Raw genomic sequence first — 18,098 nt, forward strand, 5'->3', positions numbered from 1 at the left:
GACCCTAACCGTCGGCTCAGGCCAGCAAACCCCGCACCACCCGCAGGCCGACCGAGACCTTGGCGATGTCGCTCGGCTCGTCCGCGCACACCGCCGCGAGGGCCCCGATCGCCTTGTCGACGACACCACCGGCCTCGGTCTCCCAGGTGGACACCCGACGCGCCGCCGCCTCCAACGGGTCGTCCACGCCGGTGACGTCACCGGTGGCCTCGAGCACCTGGGCGGTCAGCTGGGCGTGGACGGTGTAGAGGTCGTCGCGCAGCGCGGCTCGCGCCATCGTCTGCCACTGGTCGGCGCGCGGCAGGTCGACGATCCGGCGCTGCAGGACCGTGAGGCCGAGCCGCTCCCCCAGCGCGAAGTGGACGCGTGCCACCTCGGCCGGCGTGAGGTCGTGGGCATCGGCGATCTCGACGACGTTGAGCAGGGTGTAGGCGACGTCGAAGGAGGCGACCCGGGCCGCGAGGTCCTCGGGGACGTCCTGCTCGATCAGCAGCGTCCGACGCGCCTCGTACGACGCGAGCTCGGCGCCGGTCAGCAGCCGGGGCAGCTCCAGCATGGTCTCCTGCACGGGAGCGGCGAAGAACTCGACGTTGCCCTGGCTGTCGAGCGGGGGCCGCCGGTTGGTGACCAGCCAGCGCGACGCCCGCTCGACGAGGGTGCGCATCTCCACGCGCATCCGGGTCTGCACCGCCGCGTCGAGCACGTTGTCGTACTGCTCCAGCTCACGGCGCAGGTCGAGGGAGCCGAAGATCTCGCGGGCCACGAAGTTGGCGCGGGTGAGCTCGGCGGCGCTGGCCCCGGTCTCGCCGGCCAGCCGCGGCCAGTAGGTCATGCCGGCGCCGTTGACGAGGTCGTTGACGACCTGGGTCACGATGATCTCGCGGCGCAGCGGGTGGTCGCCGATCTGGTCCAGGAAGCCGGCCTGGACCGGCACCGGGAAGTAGGACTGCAGGTCGAGGGCCAGGTAGGGGTCGTCCGGGAGGTCCGAGGCGAGCAGCTCCTCGGCCAACACGATCTTCGTGTAGGCCATGAGCACCGCCAGCTCTGGCTGGCTGAGCACGCCCCCGGCCTCGATCCGGCGCTGGACCTCGCGCTTGGTCGGCAGCGCCTCGAGGTCCCGGTCGAGCAGTCCCTGGGCCTCGAGATCGCGCATCCACTGCTCGTGGACGTGCAGCAGCGACACGGCGTTCTTGGCCGCGTTCGCCAGGGCGAGGTTCTGGTCGTAGTTGTCGCGCAGCACCAGCTCGGCGACCTCGTCGGTCATCGACGCGAGCAGCTCGTTGCGCTGCTTGCCGGTCAGGTCGCCGTCGGCGACGACGCGGTCGAGCAGGATCTTGAGGTTCACCTCGTGGTCGGAGGTGTCGACACCGGCCGAGTTGTCGATGAAGTCGGTGTTGATCCGCCCGCCCGCGACGGCGTACTCGATCCGGCCGCGCTGGGTGAAGCCGAGGTTGCCGCCCTCGCCGACGCAGCGCACCCGGAGCTCGCCGCCGTCGACCCGGATGGCGTCGTTGGACTTGTCACCCGCGTCGGCGTGGGACTCCGTCGCGGCCTTGACGTAGGTGCCGATGCCGCCGTTCCAGAGCAGGTCGACCGGCGCCAGCAGGATCGACCGCATCAGCTCGGCGGGGGTCAGCTGCCGCACGCTCTCGTCCAGGCCGAGGGCCGCGCGAACCTCCGGCGTGATCGGGATCGACTTGGCGCTGCGCGGGTAGACTCCGCCCCCGGTGGAGATGAGCGCCTTGTCGTATTCCTGCCAGCTCGACCGGGGAAGGTCGAAGAGTCGCCGGCGCTCGGCGTACGACGTCGCGGCGTCGGGCTGGGGATCGAGGAAGATGTCGCGGTGGTCGAACGCGGCGACCAGCCGGATGTGCTCGGAGCAGAGCATGCCGTTGCCGAAGACGTCGCCGGACATGTCGCCGATGCCGACGACCGTGATGTCCTCGTTCTGGCAGTCGATGCCCATCTCGCGGAAGTGCCGCCGCACCGACACCCACGCGCCCCGAGCGGTGATGCCCATCGCCTTGTGGTCGTAGCCGACCGAGCCGCCGCTGGCGAAGGCGTCGCCCAGCCAGAAGCCGTAGTCGGCGGAGACGCCGTTGGCGATGTCGGAGAAGGTCGCCGTGCCCTTGTCGGCGGCGACGACGAGATAGGAGTCGTCGGCGTCGTGGCGCACGACGTCGGGCGGCGGAACCGTCTCGCCGCCGACGAGGTTGTCGGTCACGTCGAGCAGGCCGCGGATGAAGGTCGTGTAGCAGGCGACGCCCTCGGCCAGCCATGCCTCGCGATCCGAGCTGTCGGGAAGCTGCTTGGCGTAGAAGCCGCCCTTCGCGCCGACGGGCACGATCACGGTGTTCTTGACCATCTGCGCCTTGACCAGGCCGAGGATCTCGGTGCGGAAGTCGTCGCGCCGGTCCGACCAACGCAGGCCGCCGCGGGCGACCGCGCCGAAGCGCAGGTGCACGCCCTCGACGCGCGGGCTGTAGACGAAGATCTCGAACCGGGGCCGCGGCTCCGGGAGGTCGGGGATCGCCGACGGCTCGAGCTTGAGCGAGAGGTAGGGCTTCGGCCGGCCCTCGTCGGTCTGGAAGTAGTTGGTCCGCAGGGTGCTGCGGATGTGGGTGAGGTAGGAGCGCAGGATCCGGTCGTGGTCGAGGCTCACCACGTCGTCGAGCGCCGCCCGCACCTGCTCGACCAGCGCCTCCTCGCGCGCGGCACGATCGGCCTCCCCGGCGGGGTCGAAGCGCACCTCGAAGAGCGCCACCAACAGCTGGGCGAGGTCGACGTTGTCGACCAGCGCCTGCTCGATCGAGTCGAGCGCGAAGGGGCTGCTGCCCTGCTTCATGTACTTCGCGTAGGCGCGCAGCAGCATCGCCTGGCGCCAGGTCAGCTGGGCACGCAGCACCAGCCGGTTGAAGCCGTCGGTCTCCGTGTGGCCGTCCCACATGGCGCGGATGGCGGCGGAGAAGAGCTCGCGGGCGTGGTCGGGCAGCGCCTCGCCGTAGCGCAGCCCGAAGTCGTAGATGTGGGTCCGCCGCTCCAGGCCGGACAGCGCGTAGGGCCGCTCGTCGACGACCTCGACGCCCATCGAGGACAGCATCGGCAGCACAGCGCTGAGCGAGAGCGGCTCACCGACCCGGAACATCTTGAGCCGGGCCTCGCCGTCGGCTGCGTCGACCTCGGCGTAGAGCGACTGGTCGCGACCCTCCTCGCCGGGGATCCCCTCGATCCGACCGAGGTCGACCGCGGCGGTGCGCGGCGTGAAGTCCTCCTTGTAGGCCTCGGGGAAGGCGTCGAGGTAGCGCCGGCCCAGCAGCGCGCCGGCCTCCTCGCCGTACTCCGCGATGACGGCCTGCAGGAAGTCCTCCTGCCACGAGCGTGACGCCTCGATCAGGCGCCGCTCGAGGTCGGCGGTGTCGATGTCGTCGGGGATCAGCTCGCCCTTGGGCAGGTGCACGACGAAGTGCACGCGGGCGGTCGTCGACTCGTTGATGCTGACGTTGAACTCGACCGACTCGGGACCGATCCGGCCCTTGCCGATCTGCTCGGTCAAGATCTGCACGAAGCGGTGCCGCACGCCGGTGTTGTAGCGATCGCGCGGCAGGTAGACCAGGACCGACAGGTAGCGCGCGTAGGTGTCGCGGCGGATGAACAGGCGGACGGCACGGCGCTCGCGGGCCCGCATCGCCGCCTCGACGATCGGCGCCAGCTCGTCGACCGGCGTGTGGAACAGCTCGTCGCGCGGATAGGTCTCGAGGGTGTCCAGGAGCGCGGCCCCGTCATGGCTGCGGGCGTCATAGCCGCCGCGGGCGAGGACCTCGTCGACCTTCTCGCGCAGCAGCGGGATCCGGAGCAGCGACTCGGTGTAGGCGGCGCTGGAGAGGAGCCCGAGGAAGCGCCGCTCCCCCACGACCTCCCCGTCGGGCCCGAACGTCTTCACGCCGACGTAGTCGAGGTACGCCGGGCGGTGGACGGTCGAGCGGGAGTTGGCCTTGGCCAGCACCAGCAGCCGCTTCTCGCGCGCCTTCGCCTTCACCGCGTCGGGCAGGCGGCTGAACGCGACCGAGGTGTCGCCCTCCGCCGGGCTCTCGCGCAGGATCCCGAGGCCGGTGCCCGGCACCGGGCGCAGCACGTCGTCCTCCGGCTCCCCCGCGACGGCGACCCGGTCGAGGACGTACTCGCGGTAGCCCAGGAAGGTGAAGTGCTCGTCGGCCAGCCAGTCGAGCAGCTCGGCCGCCTGCCGGATCTCCTCGGCGCCCAGCGGCGGCGGGTCGGAGGCGAGGCTCGCCACCACCTCGGCGACCCGCTCCTGCATGGCCGGCCAGTCGTCGACCGAGGCGCGCACGTCGCCGAGCACCCGGCGGCAGCCGGCCGCGACCTGCTCGGGCGTGTCGTCGCCCTCGCCGCTGAGTCGGCCGATCTCCACGTGCATCCAGGACTCGCGGACCAGCCCCTCGGCCGGCGCCGTCGATCCGGAGGCGACCGGATCGGCGGAGACCAGGCGCCCCGCCGCGTCGCGGCGTACGTCGAAGGTCGGGTGGACCACCGTGCGCACGTCGTGCAGCCCACGCGCCAGCTCCATCGTCAGCGAGTCGACCAGGAAGGGCATGTCCTCGACGACGACCTCGACCACCGAGTGGCCGCCGGCCGACCAGCCGTTCTCCGCCACGGTCGGCGTGTGCACCCGGACCTTGACCTGGCCCGGGGCGCGCTCCAGCGCGAGGTGGTGGTGGGAGGCGAAGGCGCCGTAGACGTCGAGATCGCTGCGGCTGGCCAGCTCCTCGGTCGCGACGTGGCGGTAGTAGGCCGGCAACAGCGCGGGAAGCGCCTCCCGGGGCGGCGCCCCGGAGCCCTTGGCCGGTCCGGCCGCCGAGGCGGCCTGCTCGAAGATGCGGTCACGGTCGGCCCCCTGGGCCGAGGGCAGCGGCGTCGTCATTGACACACCTCGACCCTAGGACCTGCTCGTCACCCGTCACAACCGGGTCGTGCGCCATGATGTCTCGTATGCGACACAGTCGAGAGCTCGCCTACGACGCCCCACCCGACGAGGTGTTCGCGATGCTCGCGGATCCCGCGTTCCGGGAGAAGGTCGGCACCGCCCAGGGCGTCGTGTCGATCGAGGTGGTCGTCACCGCGACCGGCACCGGCTTCACGCTCGTGAGCGACCAGGTGCAGAACACCGCCGGACTGCCCGCCATCGCGAAGAAGATCGCGGGCGACACCACGCGCGCGGTGATCCGGGAGGAGTGGACGGACGCCTCCTCCGGCACCATCGAGATCACGGCGCCCGGCAAGCCGACCCGGGCCGTCGGCACGGTGCGGCTCACGCCGTCGGGGTCCGGGACGACCTACCTCCAGGAGCTGGAGGTCACCGTCAAGGTTCCGCTGGTGGCCGGCAAGCTGGAGCGGCTGATGGCCGACAACATCGACGCCGGTCTCACCGTGGAGCACACGGTGGGCGCGGCCTGGCTGAAGGGAGAGCGCTGACATGGCGACCCGGATCGTGCACGAGATGACCTACCCCGCACCCGCGATCGAGGTCGCGGCCATGCTCACCGACCCGGTGTTCCGGGAGACGGTCTGCCGCAACCAGCGCGCGACGTCGTACGCCGTCGAGATCGAGGGCAATGTCGACGCCAAGGCCGTGCGGATCGAGATGGAGCAGCCCACCGACAGGGTGCCGGCGTTCGCGAAGAAGTTCATCGGCGAGACCACGACGATCGTGCAGACCGAGACGTGGTCGAGCCCGCTCGCGGCGACGATCACGGTCGGCATCCCCGGCAAGCCCGGAGAGATCAACGGCACCGTGACCCTCACCGAGTCCGCCGGCGTCACCACCGAGAGGGTCGAGCTGGAGATCAAGGTGAAGATCCCGCTGGTCGCCGGCAAGATCGAGGAGCTGCTGGCCAAGCTGCTCGGCAGTGCGCTGCGGGCCGAGGAGCGCACCGGCAAGGAGTGGCTCGGCTGAGCGCGGCGACCAACGTCGCCGGTGCGCCCGGTCAGCCGGCGCCCGGGTCGTGGTCGCGGTCCCCGTCGCGGCTGCGGTCGTCGCGCGCCTCGGCGCGCCGGCGGAGGAGGATCACGATCCCCAGGACCACGAACGGCCCGAAGGCGAGCACGAAGGTCGCGATCTGCTCGACCGGGTGCAGGGCGCCGAGGTGCAGCGCGATCACGGCTCGCCCTTCGAGGAGCCCTTCCTCGCCGTACGCCGGCCCCGGGGCGCGCGCTGCCGGGTGGCCGAGGACAGGTCGATCAGCTCGTCGAGCGCCTCGCGCACGCAGGTGCCGAGGAGCTCGGCGTCGGGGATCCAGTCACGGTCGGCGGTGATGCCGTAGAACACGCCGCCGTCGTACGACGTCACGCCGATCGCCAGCGGGTGGCCGGGGGTCAGCGGCGGGACCGGGTAGCTGGCGAGCATCCGCGCTCCCGCGGCGTACAGCGGGGCCTGCGGGCCGGGGACGTTGGTGACCGAGAGCTGGTAGCCGCGGCGCAGCTCGCTGGCCGCGACCCGCGACCCGATCGCGTGGAAGGTGGTCGGCGCGAAGCCCGCGATCCCGGCGAGCCGGTTGGCGGCGACGCTGCGGCCGGTGTCCTTGTGGGCCTGGAAGGAGTAGGAGACCTGGTGCAGGCGCACCACCGGACTCGGCTCCCCCACCGGCAGGTCGACGAAGTGCGCGGCGATCTGGCTGCCGAGCGAGGTCGCCTCGAGCTCCTCGTCGATCACCGAGACGGGCACGACGGCACGCACCTGGCGCAGGCCGCCGAGCGACTCGGCGCGGGTCATCAGCCAGGCCCGCAGGGCGCCGGTGACGGTGGCGAGGATGACGTCGTTGACGGTCCCGCCATGCGCCTCGCGGACCCGGCGGTAGTCGGCCAGGCAGGTCTCGACGGTCACGATCCGGCGCTGCTGGGACAGTGGCCCGTTGATGACGCCGCCGGTCCTGGGGCGACGGCCGGTCGCGGCCGCCAGGAACGACCGGGCGCGCTCGCTGCGCCGGTCGGCGGTGCGGGCCAGGGCACGCGAGCCCGTCCGCACCGTGTCGATCAGCTCGCCGGCGTCGGTCAGGTTGTCGCGCACCGCGCCCGCCAGCAGGTGGGCCGGGTTGGGCGGGCGTCGCGGCGCCCAGTCGTCGGGCTCGAGCGCGCGCGCCTCGGGCTGGAGATCGAGCAGCAGCTGGCCGAGGTCGACGGTGTGGACGCCGTCGACGAGGGCCTGGTGCGCCTTGGACAGCAGCGCGACCCGGCCACCCTCGAGGCCCTCCACGAAGTAGATCTCCCACAGCGGCCTGGTGCGGTCGAGCGGACGGGACACGATCCGCGCGACCAGCTCGAGGAGCTGGGCGGACGTGCCGGGACGCGGGAGCGCGGAGCGTCGTACGTGGAAGCCGAGGTCGAACTTCTCGTCGTCGACCCACACCGGGTTGGCCAGGTGGCCGGGGACGGCCTGCAGGCGCTGCCGGTAGCGCGGCACGAACGCGATGCGGTCGCGGATCAGCGCCACCAGGCGGGCATGGTCGAACGCGTCGGTCCCCTCGCCGGGGTCGAAGATCTCGATCGTCGCGTTGTGCTGCGGCGTCTGCGGCGTCTCCTGCTCGAGGAACGTCAGATCGCGCGGACGCACCCGATCCACCACGTCGTACTCCAGCCTCTGGACGGATCCCCGGACGATCGGCGGCCGGCCCCATCCGGTCGCCTTGGGATCACATGAGATTCTGGCAGACGACACCGATCATCCGCGGATTCGTCCGCGGATGTTCTGCGAGGAGGAGGAAGCATGCAGCGGCTGCGCATCGTCGGCGCGGCGCTCGCCGGGATCATGCTCCTCGGGACCGCCACCGCGTGCGGCTCCGGGGACGAGGCGAGCACCGACGAGAAGGTCGTCGTCGACATCACCGTCAAGGACGGCGAGATCACGCCGAAGGGCGACCGCGTCAAGGTCGCGGCCGGCCAGCCGATCGACCTCGTCGTGACCGCCGACACCGCCGGCTCGCTGCACATGCACTCCGACCCGGAGCAGGAGTTCGCCTACGACGTCGGGACGAAGACCTTCCCGATCTCGATCGACCGGCCGGGCGTGATCGAGGTGGAGTCGCACGACCCGGCGCAGATCATCGTGCAGCTCGAAGTCCGATGACCCCCGCTTCCGGGACCGTCGAGGCCCACGGCATCGGCGGCCAGGCCGACCTGCCGATCTCGCTCGAGCTCGCGGTGTCCGGCGCGGTCGCCGCGCTCGTCGTCTCCTTCACCGTCCTGGCGGTGGCCTGGCGACGACCGCGGTACGACGGCGGCGACTTCCCCGGCCGCCCGGCGCCACGCCTGCTCGACGCCGTCACCGCGTCGCCGGCCTTCGGTGTCGTGCTGCGCGCGGTCGGCATGGTCATCGCCCTGTTCGCCGTGTTCACCGCCGTCTTCGGCCAGGACAGCCTGACGAACCCGTTCTTCGGGATCGTCTACGTCTGGTGGTGGGTCGGCCTCATCTTCGCCTCGGCCGTGTTCGGCCCGGTGTGGCGGGCGATCAGCCCGGTCCGGACCATCAACGCGGGCATCGCCCGGCTGTCGGGCAGCGACCCCGACGAGGGCCTGGTCCACTATCCCGACTGGCTGGGCTACTGGCCCGCGGCGCTCGGCCTCTTCGCGTTCGTCTGGCTGGAGCTGGCGTCCACCTCCCCCACCGAGCTGGGCTCGGTGCGGCTGTGGTGCGCGATCTACGTCGGGGCGATGCTGATCGGCGGCGCGGTCTTCGGCAACCGCTTCTACGAGAACGCCGACCCGTTCGAGGTCTACTCCTCGCTCATCGCCAAGCTGTCGCCGTGGGCGCGAGTGGACGGGCGCCTGGTCCTCCGCAGCCCGTTGGCCAACCTGGCGACGATCCCGTCGACCCCTGGCCTGATCGGCGTCGTCGGCGTCCTGTTCGGCAGCACCGCCTTCGACTCCTTCGCGGAGTCGTCCTTCTGGGTCAAGACCTACCAGAACGCGTCGGTGAGCAAGTTCCTGCTCGACAACGTGGCACTGGTCGTGTTCTGCGTGGTGGCCGGCCTGCTGTTCAGCATCGGCAGCGCGCTCACGCCGTCACGTGAGGGACTGTCGCGTCGCGATCTGCCGCGTCGCTACGCCCACTCGATCGTGCCGATCATCCTCGGCTACATCGTCGCCCACTACCTGACCCTGTTCATCGACGTCGGGACACAGACCCTCGCGCGTGCCAGCGACCCGCTGGGCAAGGGGTGGGACATCCTCGGTACGGCGGCACTCGAGCCGTCGTACTGGTTCTCCTACCACCCGGAGGTCCTCGCGACGATCAAGGTGCTCGCCGTCGTGGTCGGGCACGTCGTCGCGGCCGTGGCGGCGCACGACCGGGCGCTGAGCCTGCTGCCGCCGCGCGACCAGATCACCGGGCAGCTGCCGCTGCTGGTGGTCATGGTCGGGTTCACCGCCGGCGGGCTCTTCCTGCTGTTCAGCGCCTGACGGCGTCGGGGACGCACCGCTAGGGCCCGTCCCACGGGAGCCGTCGCGGCCCCGGCCCCTCGGCGGCGAGCTGGTCCTCGGGGTTGAAGAGGCGGCAGGTGTTGAGGGACAGGCAGCCGCAGCCGATGCAGCCGTTCAGCTCGGCCTCCAGGCGCTCGATCTCATGACGACGCGCCGCGAGGCGCGCGTGCCAGCGGCGTGAGATGGCCGTCCAGTCGCGCTTGTTGGGCATCCGGTCCTCCGGCAGGCCACCGAAGATCTCGGCGACCTCCTCGAGCGGGATCCCGAAGCGGCGCGCGGCGAGGATGATGCCGATCCGGCGCAGCACGTAACGCGGGTAGCGCCGCTGGTTGCCGGCCGTGCGTACCGAGGAGATCAGGCCCTGCTTCTCGTAGAACCGGATCGCGCTGGTCGCGATCCCGGCGCGCTGCGCCACCTCCCCGATGGTGAGGAGCTGGGTCGGCATGAGGTGCTCGCGGCTCATTTGACTTGAAGTCTACTTCAACTTTTAGCGTCCTCGGCATGACTGACGAACGCCTCGATCTCGACTCCGGACAGACCGCTCCGGCCGCCACCGGATGGGCCGCGCTGCTTCATCGCGACCTGCTGCCCGCCGTCCTCGTGCTCTCCGGCGGCGTGGCCCTCTACGCCATGAACCTCTACTTCACGGCGGCCCTGATGCCGTCGGTCGTCGCGAGCATCGGCGGCGCGGAGTACTTCGCGTGGGCAGCGACCGGCTATCTCGTCGTCGCGGTCGTCGCCACCATGCTGGTGGGTCGCACGCTCGAACGGTTCGGCGCCCGCCGCTCCTACCTCGCCGGCTTCGTCCTCTTCGGGCTCGGCACGGTCGCCAGCGCCGCGAGCCCGAGCATGGTCGTCTTCGTCGCCGGCCGCGGGCTCCAGGGCGCCGGGGCGGGTCTGCTGATCGGCCTCGGGTACGCCGTCATCCGGACCACCCTGCCCGCGCACACGTGGACCCAGGCCTCGAGCCTGGTCTCGGCGATGTTCGCCCTCGGTGCTCTCGTCGGCCCGGCGCTCGGCGGCATCTTCGCCGAGCTCGAGCTGTGGCGGGCGTCGTACGTCGTGCTCGCGGTGGTCTCCGCGCTCCTCGCCCTGATCGCCACCCGGGCCCTGCCGGCCCACACAGCGAGCCCGCGACGCGGCGACCCACTCCCTCTCCGCTCGTTCGTCGCGCTCACCCTCGCCGCCGCCCTGCTGAGCATCAGCTCGACCACCGAAGGCGGGCGTGCCGTCGTCCTGGTCGTGGCGGGCCTGGCCACGCTCGTCGCCTTCCTGCTCATCGACGCACGCGCCACGCACAGCGTCCTGCCGCGGATCACCTACCTGGCCGGCGGACGGCTCAAGTGGGTCTACCTCACCGTCGCCGCGCTCAGCGCCGGCGTCATGGTCGAGAACTTCGTCCCGCTCTTCGGCCAGCAGCTGGCCGGCATGACCCCCGTCTGGGCGGGCTTCCTCGGCGCCGTGATGTCGATCGGCTGGTCCGCCGCCCAGGTCTTCAGCGCCGGTGCCGGCCCCGCCGCCGCCCGCCGCCTGGTCCTGCTCTCCCCCTGGCTGGTCGCCGCCGGCCTCGCCGGCTATGGACTGCTGCAGACCGCGGGCGCGGGCGCCGGCTCCATCGCGCTGTGGGCCGGCTTCCTCCTCCTCGCCGGCATCGGCGTCGGCATCGCCTTCCCCCACCTCACCGTCGCCGCCATGAGCAGCACCCCCGATCCCGGCGAGGGCGCCCGGGCGGCCGCCGCCGTCAGCACCACCCAGCTCATCGCCTACACCCTCACCTCGGCGGTCGCCGGCAACCTGCTCGCCCTCGGCTCGGAGGCGGTCGACGCCGCGCGCTGGGTGATCCTCGGGCTGGCCGTGCTCGTGGCGGTCGGGGTGGTCGGCAGTCGGCGGGCGCTGCCCCGATAGGTGGTGTCTCTGCGGACTGAATGGGCTCGCTCACGCCGCAGAGGCGGGATCGCGCCGCCTGTCCGCGTAGGACACAAACCCATCCGCCAGGGTGCACGTCGATCTCGTGTCGACACGCATCAGTGCAGTGCAGGTGTCACCCGTCCGCGCAGCAGTCCCCCCGGCTCATCCCGCTCCCTCGTCAACGTGGAGATTGTCGACGTTCACGTAGTAGACCCGTCGCGACAGGTCACTTGGACTATCGAACTGATACTGGTCGGGATCCTCGACCAATGATTCAGCCACGGGCCTGCCGACGAACTCAGGCTCAGCTGGCCATTGCCCCGCCCAGATTTGAATCCGCCCCTGGCGGACGAGCTCTCCAATCGCAGCGGCAACCTCGCTGACAATCGAAGGTGACTCCGAGAGCCCGCGCATCTCGACCGTCCGAACGATCTCGGGCAGCGGAATCAGGTCCTCGAGGCCCTCGTCGAGGATGCACTGCTCCAGCGGCGTCGTTGGCGCGTTCATGGCATACCCAAGGGTACGCGCGTGCCGTGGAGGGGGCCGCCGAAGTACTTAAGGTACGCGCCACTCTTGACCCCCGGCTGGCCCGGAACGCCCTGCGGCAGGACCCTGAACCCCTGAGAACCGTTCGTGCCCGGTAGGTAGTAGCGAGTCGCGGGGTTCTTTGCCGAGGCGCTCCCAGCTCGGACCTCGAAGCCAGCATTGCGAGCGAGGTCGTCAATCTGACTCGGCGCCAGCCCCTCGATCAACTTGGGGTTATTGAGCGCATCGAGTGAGGTGAAGCAACTGTTGTGGACGAGGATCGCGGCGTCGCCGACGTGGTAGGTGTGGATGCCCTCCACGCTGAGGTTGTAGGCGAGGCCGTCGCGGGTGCTCGCGAGCCGAAGCCCGGAGACCTCGACGGTGCGGCCGTCGGCGCTGAGGACGCGCTCGCCTTGAGAAAGCTCGTCTGCTCGTTCGAAGCGTTGGTCGGTGACGGACCAGTAGGGGTGGTCCTCGGTGGTCGTGAGCACGGTCCCGTCTGCCAACTGAAGGTCGGTGAGGTCGTCGTCGTGGACGAAGACGTGCTCGACCTTTTTGGCGGCTTGTTCGCCGGTCTCGGGGTCGGTCGCGAGGACCTCGTCGCCGACCTTGATGTATTCGATCGGCTTCTGGGTGCCGTCGGCCATGAGGACGGTCGTAGCTCCAGCAAAGGAGCAGGCTCGGGCTGTCGTGCGACCCGCGTTTGCGGCTCGCTCCACCTTTGCCAGGCCACCGGCGATCTTGGCGCCCTGGGCGATCTTGCCGAGACCGAACGGGACAGCGTAGAGGGCCGCGTCAACCGCCAGCGCGCCGCAGGATGAGAGCTCGAGTTCCCCGAAGCAGCCGGTGATCGCATTCCAGGTGTCCCTAGCCATCTGGATGCCGATGTCCAACAGCGTGGCGTCGCTCTTGCAGTGCTGTCCGAACACCTGGCAGTAGGCCAGCTCGACCTCTTCGTATCCCTCAACAGTGCCCTCCCCGCCAAGATGTGCCTCGAACCAGCGCTCGTAAGCGAGGCGGGTCGCCTCCTCCGGGGTGGCCCCTTCCGCCGTGGCAGCGTGGATGATGCCAGCAAACTCCTTCTTGTTCTGGAAGTCAGCCAGCGGCGCCCCATCCGCGACGTAACCCTCCGGCGGAACCCACGGCGCCGGAGAGGCCGCCTTGATATTCGTGAAGTGACCCTTTGCGTCCACATCGAAGGAGCACTCCTCGCCGTTGCAGATCGGCTTGTGGCCGTCGGGGTCGATCAGGTTGATCGGGTTGCCGTTGACGTAGGTGTAGGTGTTCGACGTCAACGGGTCGACACTGACACTCAGATCGGTGGCCGAGGACGACACCCGATACGAGTCCGGCGTGGTGAACGCCGCCTTGCCCGGGTCATAGGTCCGCGTCCCCAGCTGGTAGTTCCCCGTCGACCCGTCCCGCACCTGACCCCGATACCAGACCGCATTCCCCGTGACCTCCGCAGCCGGGCTGTCGGTCTTGCACACCCCGTTCCCATCACCCCGCGACGCCGGGTCGGGATGACTCGACGGGCCCGAAGGTGCCGCATCCACCGGCGTCCCGAACGGGTCATAACGCACCGCACACGCCAACGCGTGAGCACCGCTGCCGGTGGTGAACGACGTGACCGCGGTGACATCACCCCGACCGTCGGTATCCAGGAACGCCGTACTCCCACCCGTGCTCGCCCCACCCGGACCAGACTGCGCATACGCCGTCTGCGCACCACCAGGATCGAGCTGGTACAACACACTCGGCCCGTCGTTGTCACCATTGACCGCACCGACCTGCCCCACCAGGCTCGTCGACAACCCGTCGAACACACTGCGCGTCGCCCGGTTCGCAGCCGGCTTCGCCGCCGACGACACCGTCACGATCCGCTGCCGGTCCAACCCGTCATAGTCATAGGTCGTGGTCCGCCCATTGCTGCCACAGTCCGTCGAACCGCTGGCCACCTGCTTCTCGACCCGGTCGAACGCGTCATACGAATAGGTATTGCAACCATCCGCGGTCAACAACCCGAACCCGTTGTACGCATGGACCCGATCAGGCTTGCCAGGCCTCTCGACCTTCGCCACCGAGTTGTCCCAGTTGTACGACGTCTCCGACGCCAACACACCGTCGACCGTGACCGAGGTCCGGTTGCTGTTCTTGTCCCACGTGTACGACGTCTCCTGCGCCGTGCCCCCACCCGCGGTGACCTGGTGATCCCACGACAGCAACTGCTCGCTGGGCGCATACGTGTACTCGTTGACATAGCCACCCGTACCCGACCCAGCGTCACTGGTCACGATCTGCTTGGTGACATTGCGGTTCTTGTCGTACAGGTACTCGTACTTCCCCACCACCACATCAGCACCAGAGATCCGAGCCGTGGTCTTCGCACCCGCCAACGCATTGTTCGGATGCCACGACCACTCCGCCCGATGCAGACCCGAACCCGTCGTCGTCGACGCACTCCTCAACCGACCGGCCTGATCCCAGCCATAAGCCGTCACCACCCCACCCGCCGAACCGGGATCGAGGACCTGCGAAGCCATCCCCGCCGGCAACCCCGCATCGTTGTACCGATACGACGTCGTCAACGTCTCATCACCCGTGACCCCAGCCGCACCCGTGCGGTCGGTGCGGACCGTGACCGCCCCGGCACCGTTGTAGGCGTACGTGTTGGTGTTTCCGACGTTCCCGCCGCCACCAGCACCCACACCGGACTCCGCGACCCGACGCTGTGTCCCGTCGAGGTAGTAGCCCACGCTCAACGTGATGTCGCTGGAGCCGTCGATGATCTGAGCCGGACCACCATGCTGCGCATACGTCGTGGTGATCGACTTCGTCGGCGTCTCGGTCGACGCACGCTCACGCCCCTCCTGCGAGCTCAACCGACCGTTCGCGCCGTAGTTCAACTTCACGAAACCAGCACCCGAGTACTTCGGATAGCCCGGCACACACGCCGTCGGCACGTCCGACTCACACCGCGCGGTCTGCGTGACCGTCTTCATCCCCGCCGGCGCATAGTCGTAGCGCACCGACCGATACACCCTCACCGGCACCTCAGGAGGCGTCGGCTCGGAGGCGATCGACGCCGCTCGCTGGGTGCTGCCCCGATGATCGACCAAGCCTGCTGACGGGCTCGCTCACTCTGATCGGCCCGGCTGCCTCGCGTCTGTCTGCACGCCAGTCCCCGAATGACACTCGAGGTTTTCGGGGGCATTCAGGCAGGAGTTCACAAAATCGGCCCCCTTCGGCAGGCGACACTGAATTGAAATCAAGACTTCCCAGGTCGGTCGTTCAACCGGTGCTGCCACATCGGAGCTTCACTTCCTTCGATATCCACTGCCGAAAAGAATCGCCGGTACGCACGAACTCCTCGGGATCTGCTTCAGCCTCGGGAAGGGTCGCCATTTCGTTGCTCGGACCCGCAAGAAACTGCTTTCCACCGTCACTATACGCAACAAGCCACCAGGGTCCGAAGTCGCTCGAAAGATCAACCACGTAGAGATCATCCACGCCGAGAACGCTCAATCCAGGAAGGATCATTCCGTTGCTAAGCGCGAGCAGTGACCGCACCTCCGACGGAAGGCCGAACCCTTCCCGCTCCTCGACTTCCCCAACACGGCGCTCGTCCGCACGAGGGCGAAGGACCACGCCGACCAGCTCAAGTTCTACGCCCTCGAGCCAATCCTTCACCGGTTCATCGAGGGAGTCATCCGAAGGGGATATCGACAATGCGCCGACGGCCGCTCGTCCGGCCTGTACTGGATCGACGGTCCACTCGCGCTCCCACCTTCCGTCACACTGGCCATGCAGACCGCGGAAGAAGCCGCCGCGCGCGAGGGAGACCTTGAAGGTGAGCAAGCGTCCGGACTTCGCATCGTTCAGAACAATCGGCCGGCTCTCGACGTCGTAGTCGAGGTCAACAAGAAGGTCATCGGTGGTGGACTCGACTACGACGTCGCATGTCCCCCCCGAGATACGCCGCCTGAGGTCGGTGCCCTCAACGAACTGGCGGAGCAAGGACTCGGCGCGCGGGTCCCCGCTGCCGCGGAGTATCGCGGCAGCGACGAGCACTTCTTGGTCAGTCGCCGTCGTCGAGGTTCGCCGGCCACGCATCCATCGCCTACTGGTCATTTGAGTAGTATGCGTACACACCGAAACCGAGGCCCGCACCCCCTCCGGCAACCGCGCCTCCTTGGGCCCAGGCCGGCGTTCGATTCCAGAACCTCTTCGCCGGTCCTGGCAGCGGGTTTTGTTTCTTCCACGACCGGGGAAGGAACTGGTGCCTCAACGGATCAGCGAGGGCGTGGTCGGATCCCCACATCTTCTTAAGGTTCCATCTGGAATTCTTGAGCCAGTTGGGAGCCCAACCGGCACGTTTCGGGATGAGCCAGTGGCTCAGTTCTTTGTACTCACGGCCCCGGGGAAATGCCGGGTTGGCACGCACCTCCGCAGGGCCGCCATTGATGCGCTCGCGCACGTCACGCCAATTGTAGCGGTCAGTCTTCACTCTCTTTTTGTTGCCGATGTTGCCAATCTCCATGAGATCGTCGGCGTACTTGCCAAGCTTTAGGAACTTCGCGGGCGTAGGCAACGACATGAGCGTTTCGCCGCCACATCCGACTGATATGGAGTCGCTCGCGCAGGCGTTGACTGCGTCTCCGACAATGAAGTTGATGAGGGACTGCACCACCTCTTGTTCAGCGGTTAGAGGAATATCGCCGTAGTCAGCATCGACACCCCAGGCCGCATTGCAGCCTTGTGCACCACAGATGATCGGCCCGTGGGTACCCGGGTCGTTGTCGGTGAAGTTCCCCGATCCGTCATTCAACAAGCGTAGGGCTCGGCGAGCTTGTCGTGCGTCGTCGTCGGCCTTCCATGCCTGTGCTTCACGTTCGATGCTTGCCTGGTGAGCCGCCTGCTCCTTAGCTGCTGCTGCAACTGGGCAAGAGCTAGGGTTAGAGACGCACGGCGAAACATCGTTGCCCCAACCGTCGACTGCGCCGTGGCCGTCGGGGTCGATCATGTTGATCGGGTTGCCGTTGACATACGTGTACGTGTTCGACGTCAACGGATCGACGCCAACACTCAGATCGGTGGCCGAGGACGACACCCGATACGAGTCCGGCGTGGTGAACGCCGCCTTGGTCGGGTCATAGGTCCGGGTCCCGAGCTGGTAGTTGCCCGTCGACCCGTCCCGGACCTGACCCCGATACCAATACGTGTTGCCCGTCGCCCGCGCAGCGGCCGAGTCCGTACGACACACTCCGTTGCCATCACCCGGCGCCCCAGTCCCCGGCGCCCCACTCGGGGCAGGATCGACAGGATCACCGAACGCACCGAACCGGGCACCACAGACCAGAGTGCTGCCCGTGGTCGCGGTGACCGCGGTGATGTTGCCGTGGCCGTCCTCGTCCAAGAACGCCGTCCCGGCCCCGGTCGTACCCGTCTGCTTGTACGCGACCGCCGCACCACCCGGATCGAGCTGGTACAGCACCACCGGACCGTCGTTGTTGCCGTTGACCGCACCCGTCTGACCCACCACCGCGGCACTCAGACCATCGAACACGCTCCGCGTGATCCGGTCCGCCGACGGCTTCGCCGCACCCGACACCGTGACCGTGCGCTGGCGATCCAACCCGTCATAGGTGTACACCGTGGTCCGGTCATCACTCCCACACGCAGCCGTATCGACGACGACCCGCTTCTCCTCCACACGATCGAACGCGTCATAGGAGTACTCGCTGCAACCATCACGCGTCAGCAGACCCGCCCCGTTGTAGGTGTGGAGCTGATCAGCCTCACCGGGGACCTTGAGAGCCTTGATCGAGTTGTCCCAGTTGTAGGTGGTCTCCGTCGGCGTCGCCCCATCGAGCGACACCGAGGTCCGGTTGCTGTTCTTGTCCCACGTGTACGCCGTCACCCGCGCGGTGGCACTCCCCGGCTTATGAGACCACTCGGTGACCTGCTCGCTCGGCGCATAGGTGTACTCGTTGACGTACCCACCGACACCGCCGCTGCCGCTGCTCACGGTCTGCTTGGTGAGGTTCCGGTTCCTGTCGTACAGGTACTCGTACTTCCCCATGACCGTGCCACCAGCCGTGGTCTCAGCCCCCACCAACACACCATTGGGCTGCCACGACCACTGCGCGACATGACCACCCGTCGTCGCCGACCTCAAC

Annotated in this window: 13 protein-coding genes; 5 read left to right on the forward strand and 8 right to left on the reverse strand. The window is 68.9% G+C overall.

Annotation, left to right across the window (positions count from 1 at the left end):
• Nucleotides 1-16: 16 nt before the first annotated feature.
• Complete coding sequence (locus tag ACPZVR_RS06245) at nucleotides 17-4,936, reverse strand: NAD-glutamate dehydrogenase (RefSeq protein WP_436698705.1); 4,920 nt, start codon at nucleotides 4,934-4,936, stop codon at nucleotides 17-19.
• Between the two features lie 68 nt (nucleotides 4,937-5,004).
• Between ACPZVR_RS06245 and ACPZVR_RS06250 the strand changes: the two genes are divergently transcribed.
• Entirely contained in the window at nucleotides 5,005-5,487 is a 483-nt protein-coding gene (locus ACPZVR_RS06250; protein WP_436698706.1) for a DUF2505 domain-containing protein, read from the forward strand.
• A 1-nt stretch (nucleotide 5,488) separates the two neighbouring features.
• Nucleotides 5,489-5,968, forward strand: coding sequence for a DUF2505 domain-containing protein (locus ACPZVR_RS06255; RefSeq protein ID WP_436698707.1), 480 nt, complete (start codon nucleotides 5,489-5,491; stop codon nucleotides 5,966-5,968).
• A 31-nt stretch (nucleotides 5,969-5,999) separates the two neighbouring features.
• On the opposite strand, the gene ACPZVR_RS06260 is transcribed toward ACPZVR_RS06255, so the two are convergent.
• The gene (locus tag ACPZVR_RS06260; RefSeq protein ID WP_436698708.1) at nucleotides 6,000-6,173 is read right to left on the reverse strand and encodes a hypothetical protein; all 174 of its coding nucleotides are present in this window, start codon (nucleotides 6,171-6,173) and stop codon (nucleotides 6,000-6,002) included.
• Nucleotides 6,170-7,633: a WS/DGAT/MGAT family O-acyltransferase gene (locus ACPZVR_RS06265; protein WP_436698709.1), complete on the reverse strand. Its 1,464-nt coding sequence runs from the start codon at nucleotides 7,631-7,633 to the stop codon at nucleotides 6,170-6,172. The genes ACPZVR_RS06260 and ACPZVR_RS06265 overlap by 4 nt, the downstream gene beginning before the upstream one ends.
• A 141-nt stretch (nucleotides 7,634-7,774) precedes the next feature.
• On the opposite strand from ACPZVR_RS06265, the gene ACPZVR_RS06270 reads away from it, so the two are divergent.
• Nucleotides 7,775-8,134 carry a cupredoxin domain-containing protein gene (locus ACPZVR_RS06270; protein ID WP_436698710.1) on the forward strand — a complete coding sequence of 120 codons (360 nt, stop codon included), beginning with the start codon at nucleotides 7,775-7,777 and terminating at the stop codon, nucleotides 8,132-8,134.
• Nucleotides 8,131-9,465, forward strand: a complete 1,335-nt coding sequence (locus ACPZVR_RS06275) for a hypothetical protein (protein WP_436698711.1) — start codon at nucleotides 8,131-8,133, stop codon at nucleotides 9,463-9,465. The genes ACPZVR_RS06270 and ACPZVR_RS06275 overlap by 4 nt, the downstream gene beginning before the upstream one ends.
• Nucleotides 9,466-9,484: 19 nt before the next feature.
• Here the strand turns inward: ACPZVR_RS06275 and soxR are convergent, their stop codons facing one another.
• Entirely contained in the window at nucleotides 9,485-9,949 is a 465-nt protein-coding gene (soxR, locus tag ACPZVR_RS06280) for a redox-sensitive transcriptional activator SoxR (RefSeq protein ID WP_436698712.1), read from the reverse strand.
• Nucleotides 9,950-9,987: 38 nt separating this feature from the next.
• Here soxR and ACPZVR_RS06285 point away from each other — a divergent pair, with 38 nt between their 5' ends.
• Nucleotides 9,988-11,391: an MFS transporter gene (locus ACPZVR_RS06285; RefSeq protein WP_436698713.1), complete on the forward strand. Its 1,404-nt coding sequence runs from the start codon at nucleotides 9,988-9,990 to the stop codon at nucleotides 11,389-11,391.
• A 165-nt stretch (nucleotides 11,392-11,556) separates the two neighbouring features.
• On the opposite strand, the gene ACPZVR_RS06290 is transcribed toward ACPZVR_RS06285, so the two are convergent.
• The 4 genes from ACPZVR_RS06290 to ACPZVR_RS06305 all read right to left on the reverse strand — a co-directional run bounded on the left by ACPZVR_RS06290 (nucleotide 11,557) and on the right by ACPZVR_RS06305 (nucleotide 18,001).
• A complete protein-coding gene (locus ACPZVR_RS06290; protein WP_436698714.1) occupies nucleotides 11,557-11,901 on the reverse strand; it encodes a hypothetical protein in 345 nt (114 codons plus the stop codon).
• Complete coding sequence (locus ACPZVR_RS06295) at nucleotides 11,898-14,948, reverse strand: polymorphic toxin-type HINT domain-containing protein (protein ID WP_436698715.1); 3,051 nt, start codon at nucleotides 14,946-14,948, stop codon at nucleotides 11,898-11,900. The genes ACPZVR_RS06290 and ACPZVR_RS06295 overlap by 4 nt, the downstream gene beginning before the upstream one ends.
• 262 nt (nucleotides 14,949-15,210) lie before the next feature.
• Nucleotides 15,211-16,050 (reverse strand): SMI1/KNR4 family protein, encoded by an 840-nt coding sequence (locus tag ACPZVR_RS06300; RefSeq protein WP_436698716.1) that lies wholly within the window; start codon nucleotides 16,048-16,050, stop codon nucleotides 15,211-15,213.
• On the reverse strand, nucleotides 16,040-18,001 hold the full coding sequence (locus ACPZVR_RS06305; RefSeq protein ID WP_436698717.1) for an RHS repeat-associated core domain-containing protein: 1,962 nt from the start codon (nucleotides 17,999-18,001) through the stop codon (nucleotides 16,040-16,042). Before ACPZVR_RS06305 ends, ACPZVR_RS06300 begins: the two co-directional genes overlap by 11 nt.
• Nucleotides 18,002-18,098: the final 97 nt, after the last annotated feature.

The organism is Nocardioides segetis, assembly GCF_051390595.1.
Lineage (GTDB): Bacteria > Actinomycetota > Actinomycetes > Propionibacteriales > Nocardioidaceae > Nocardioides.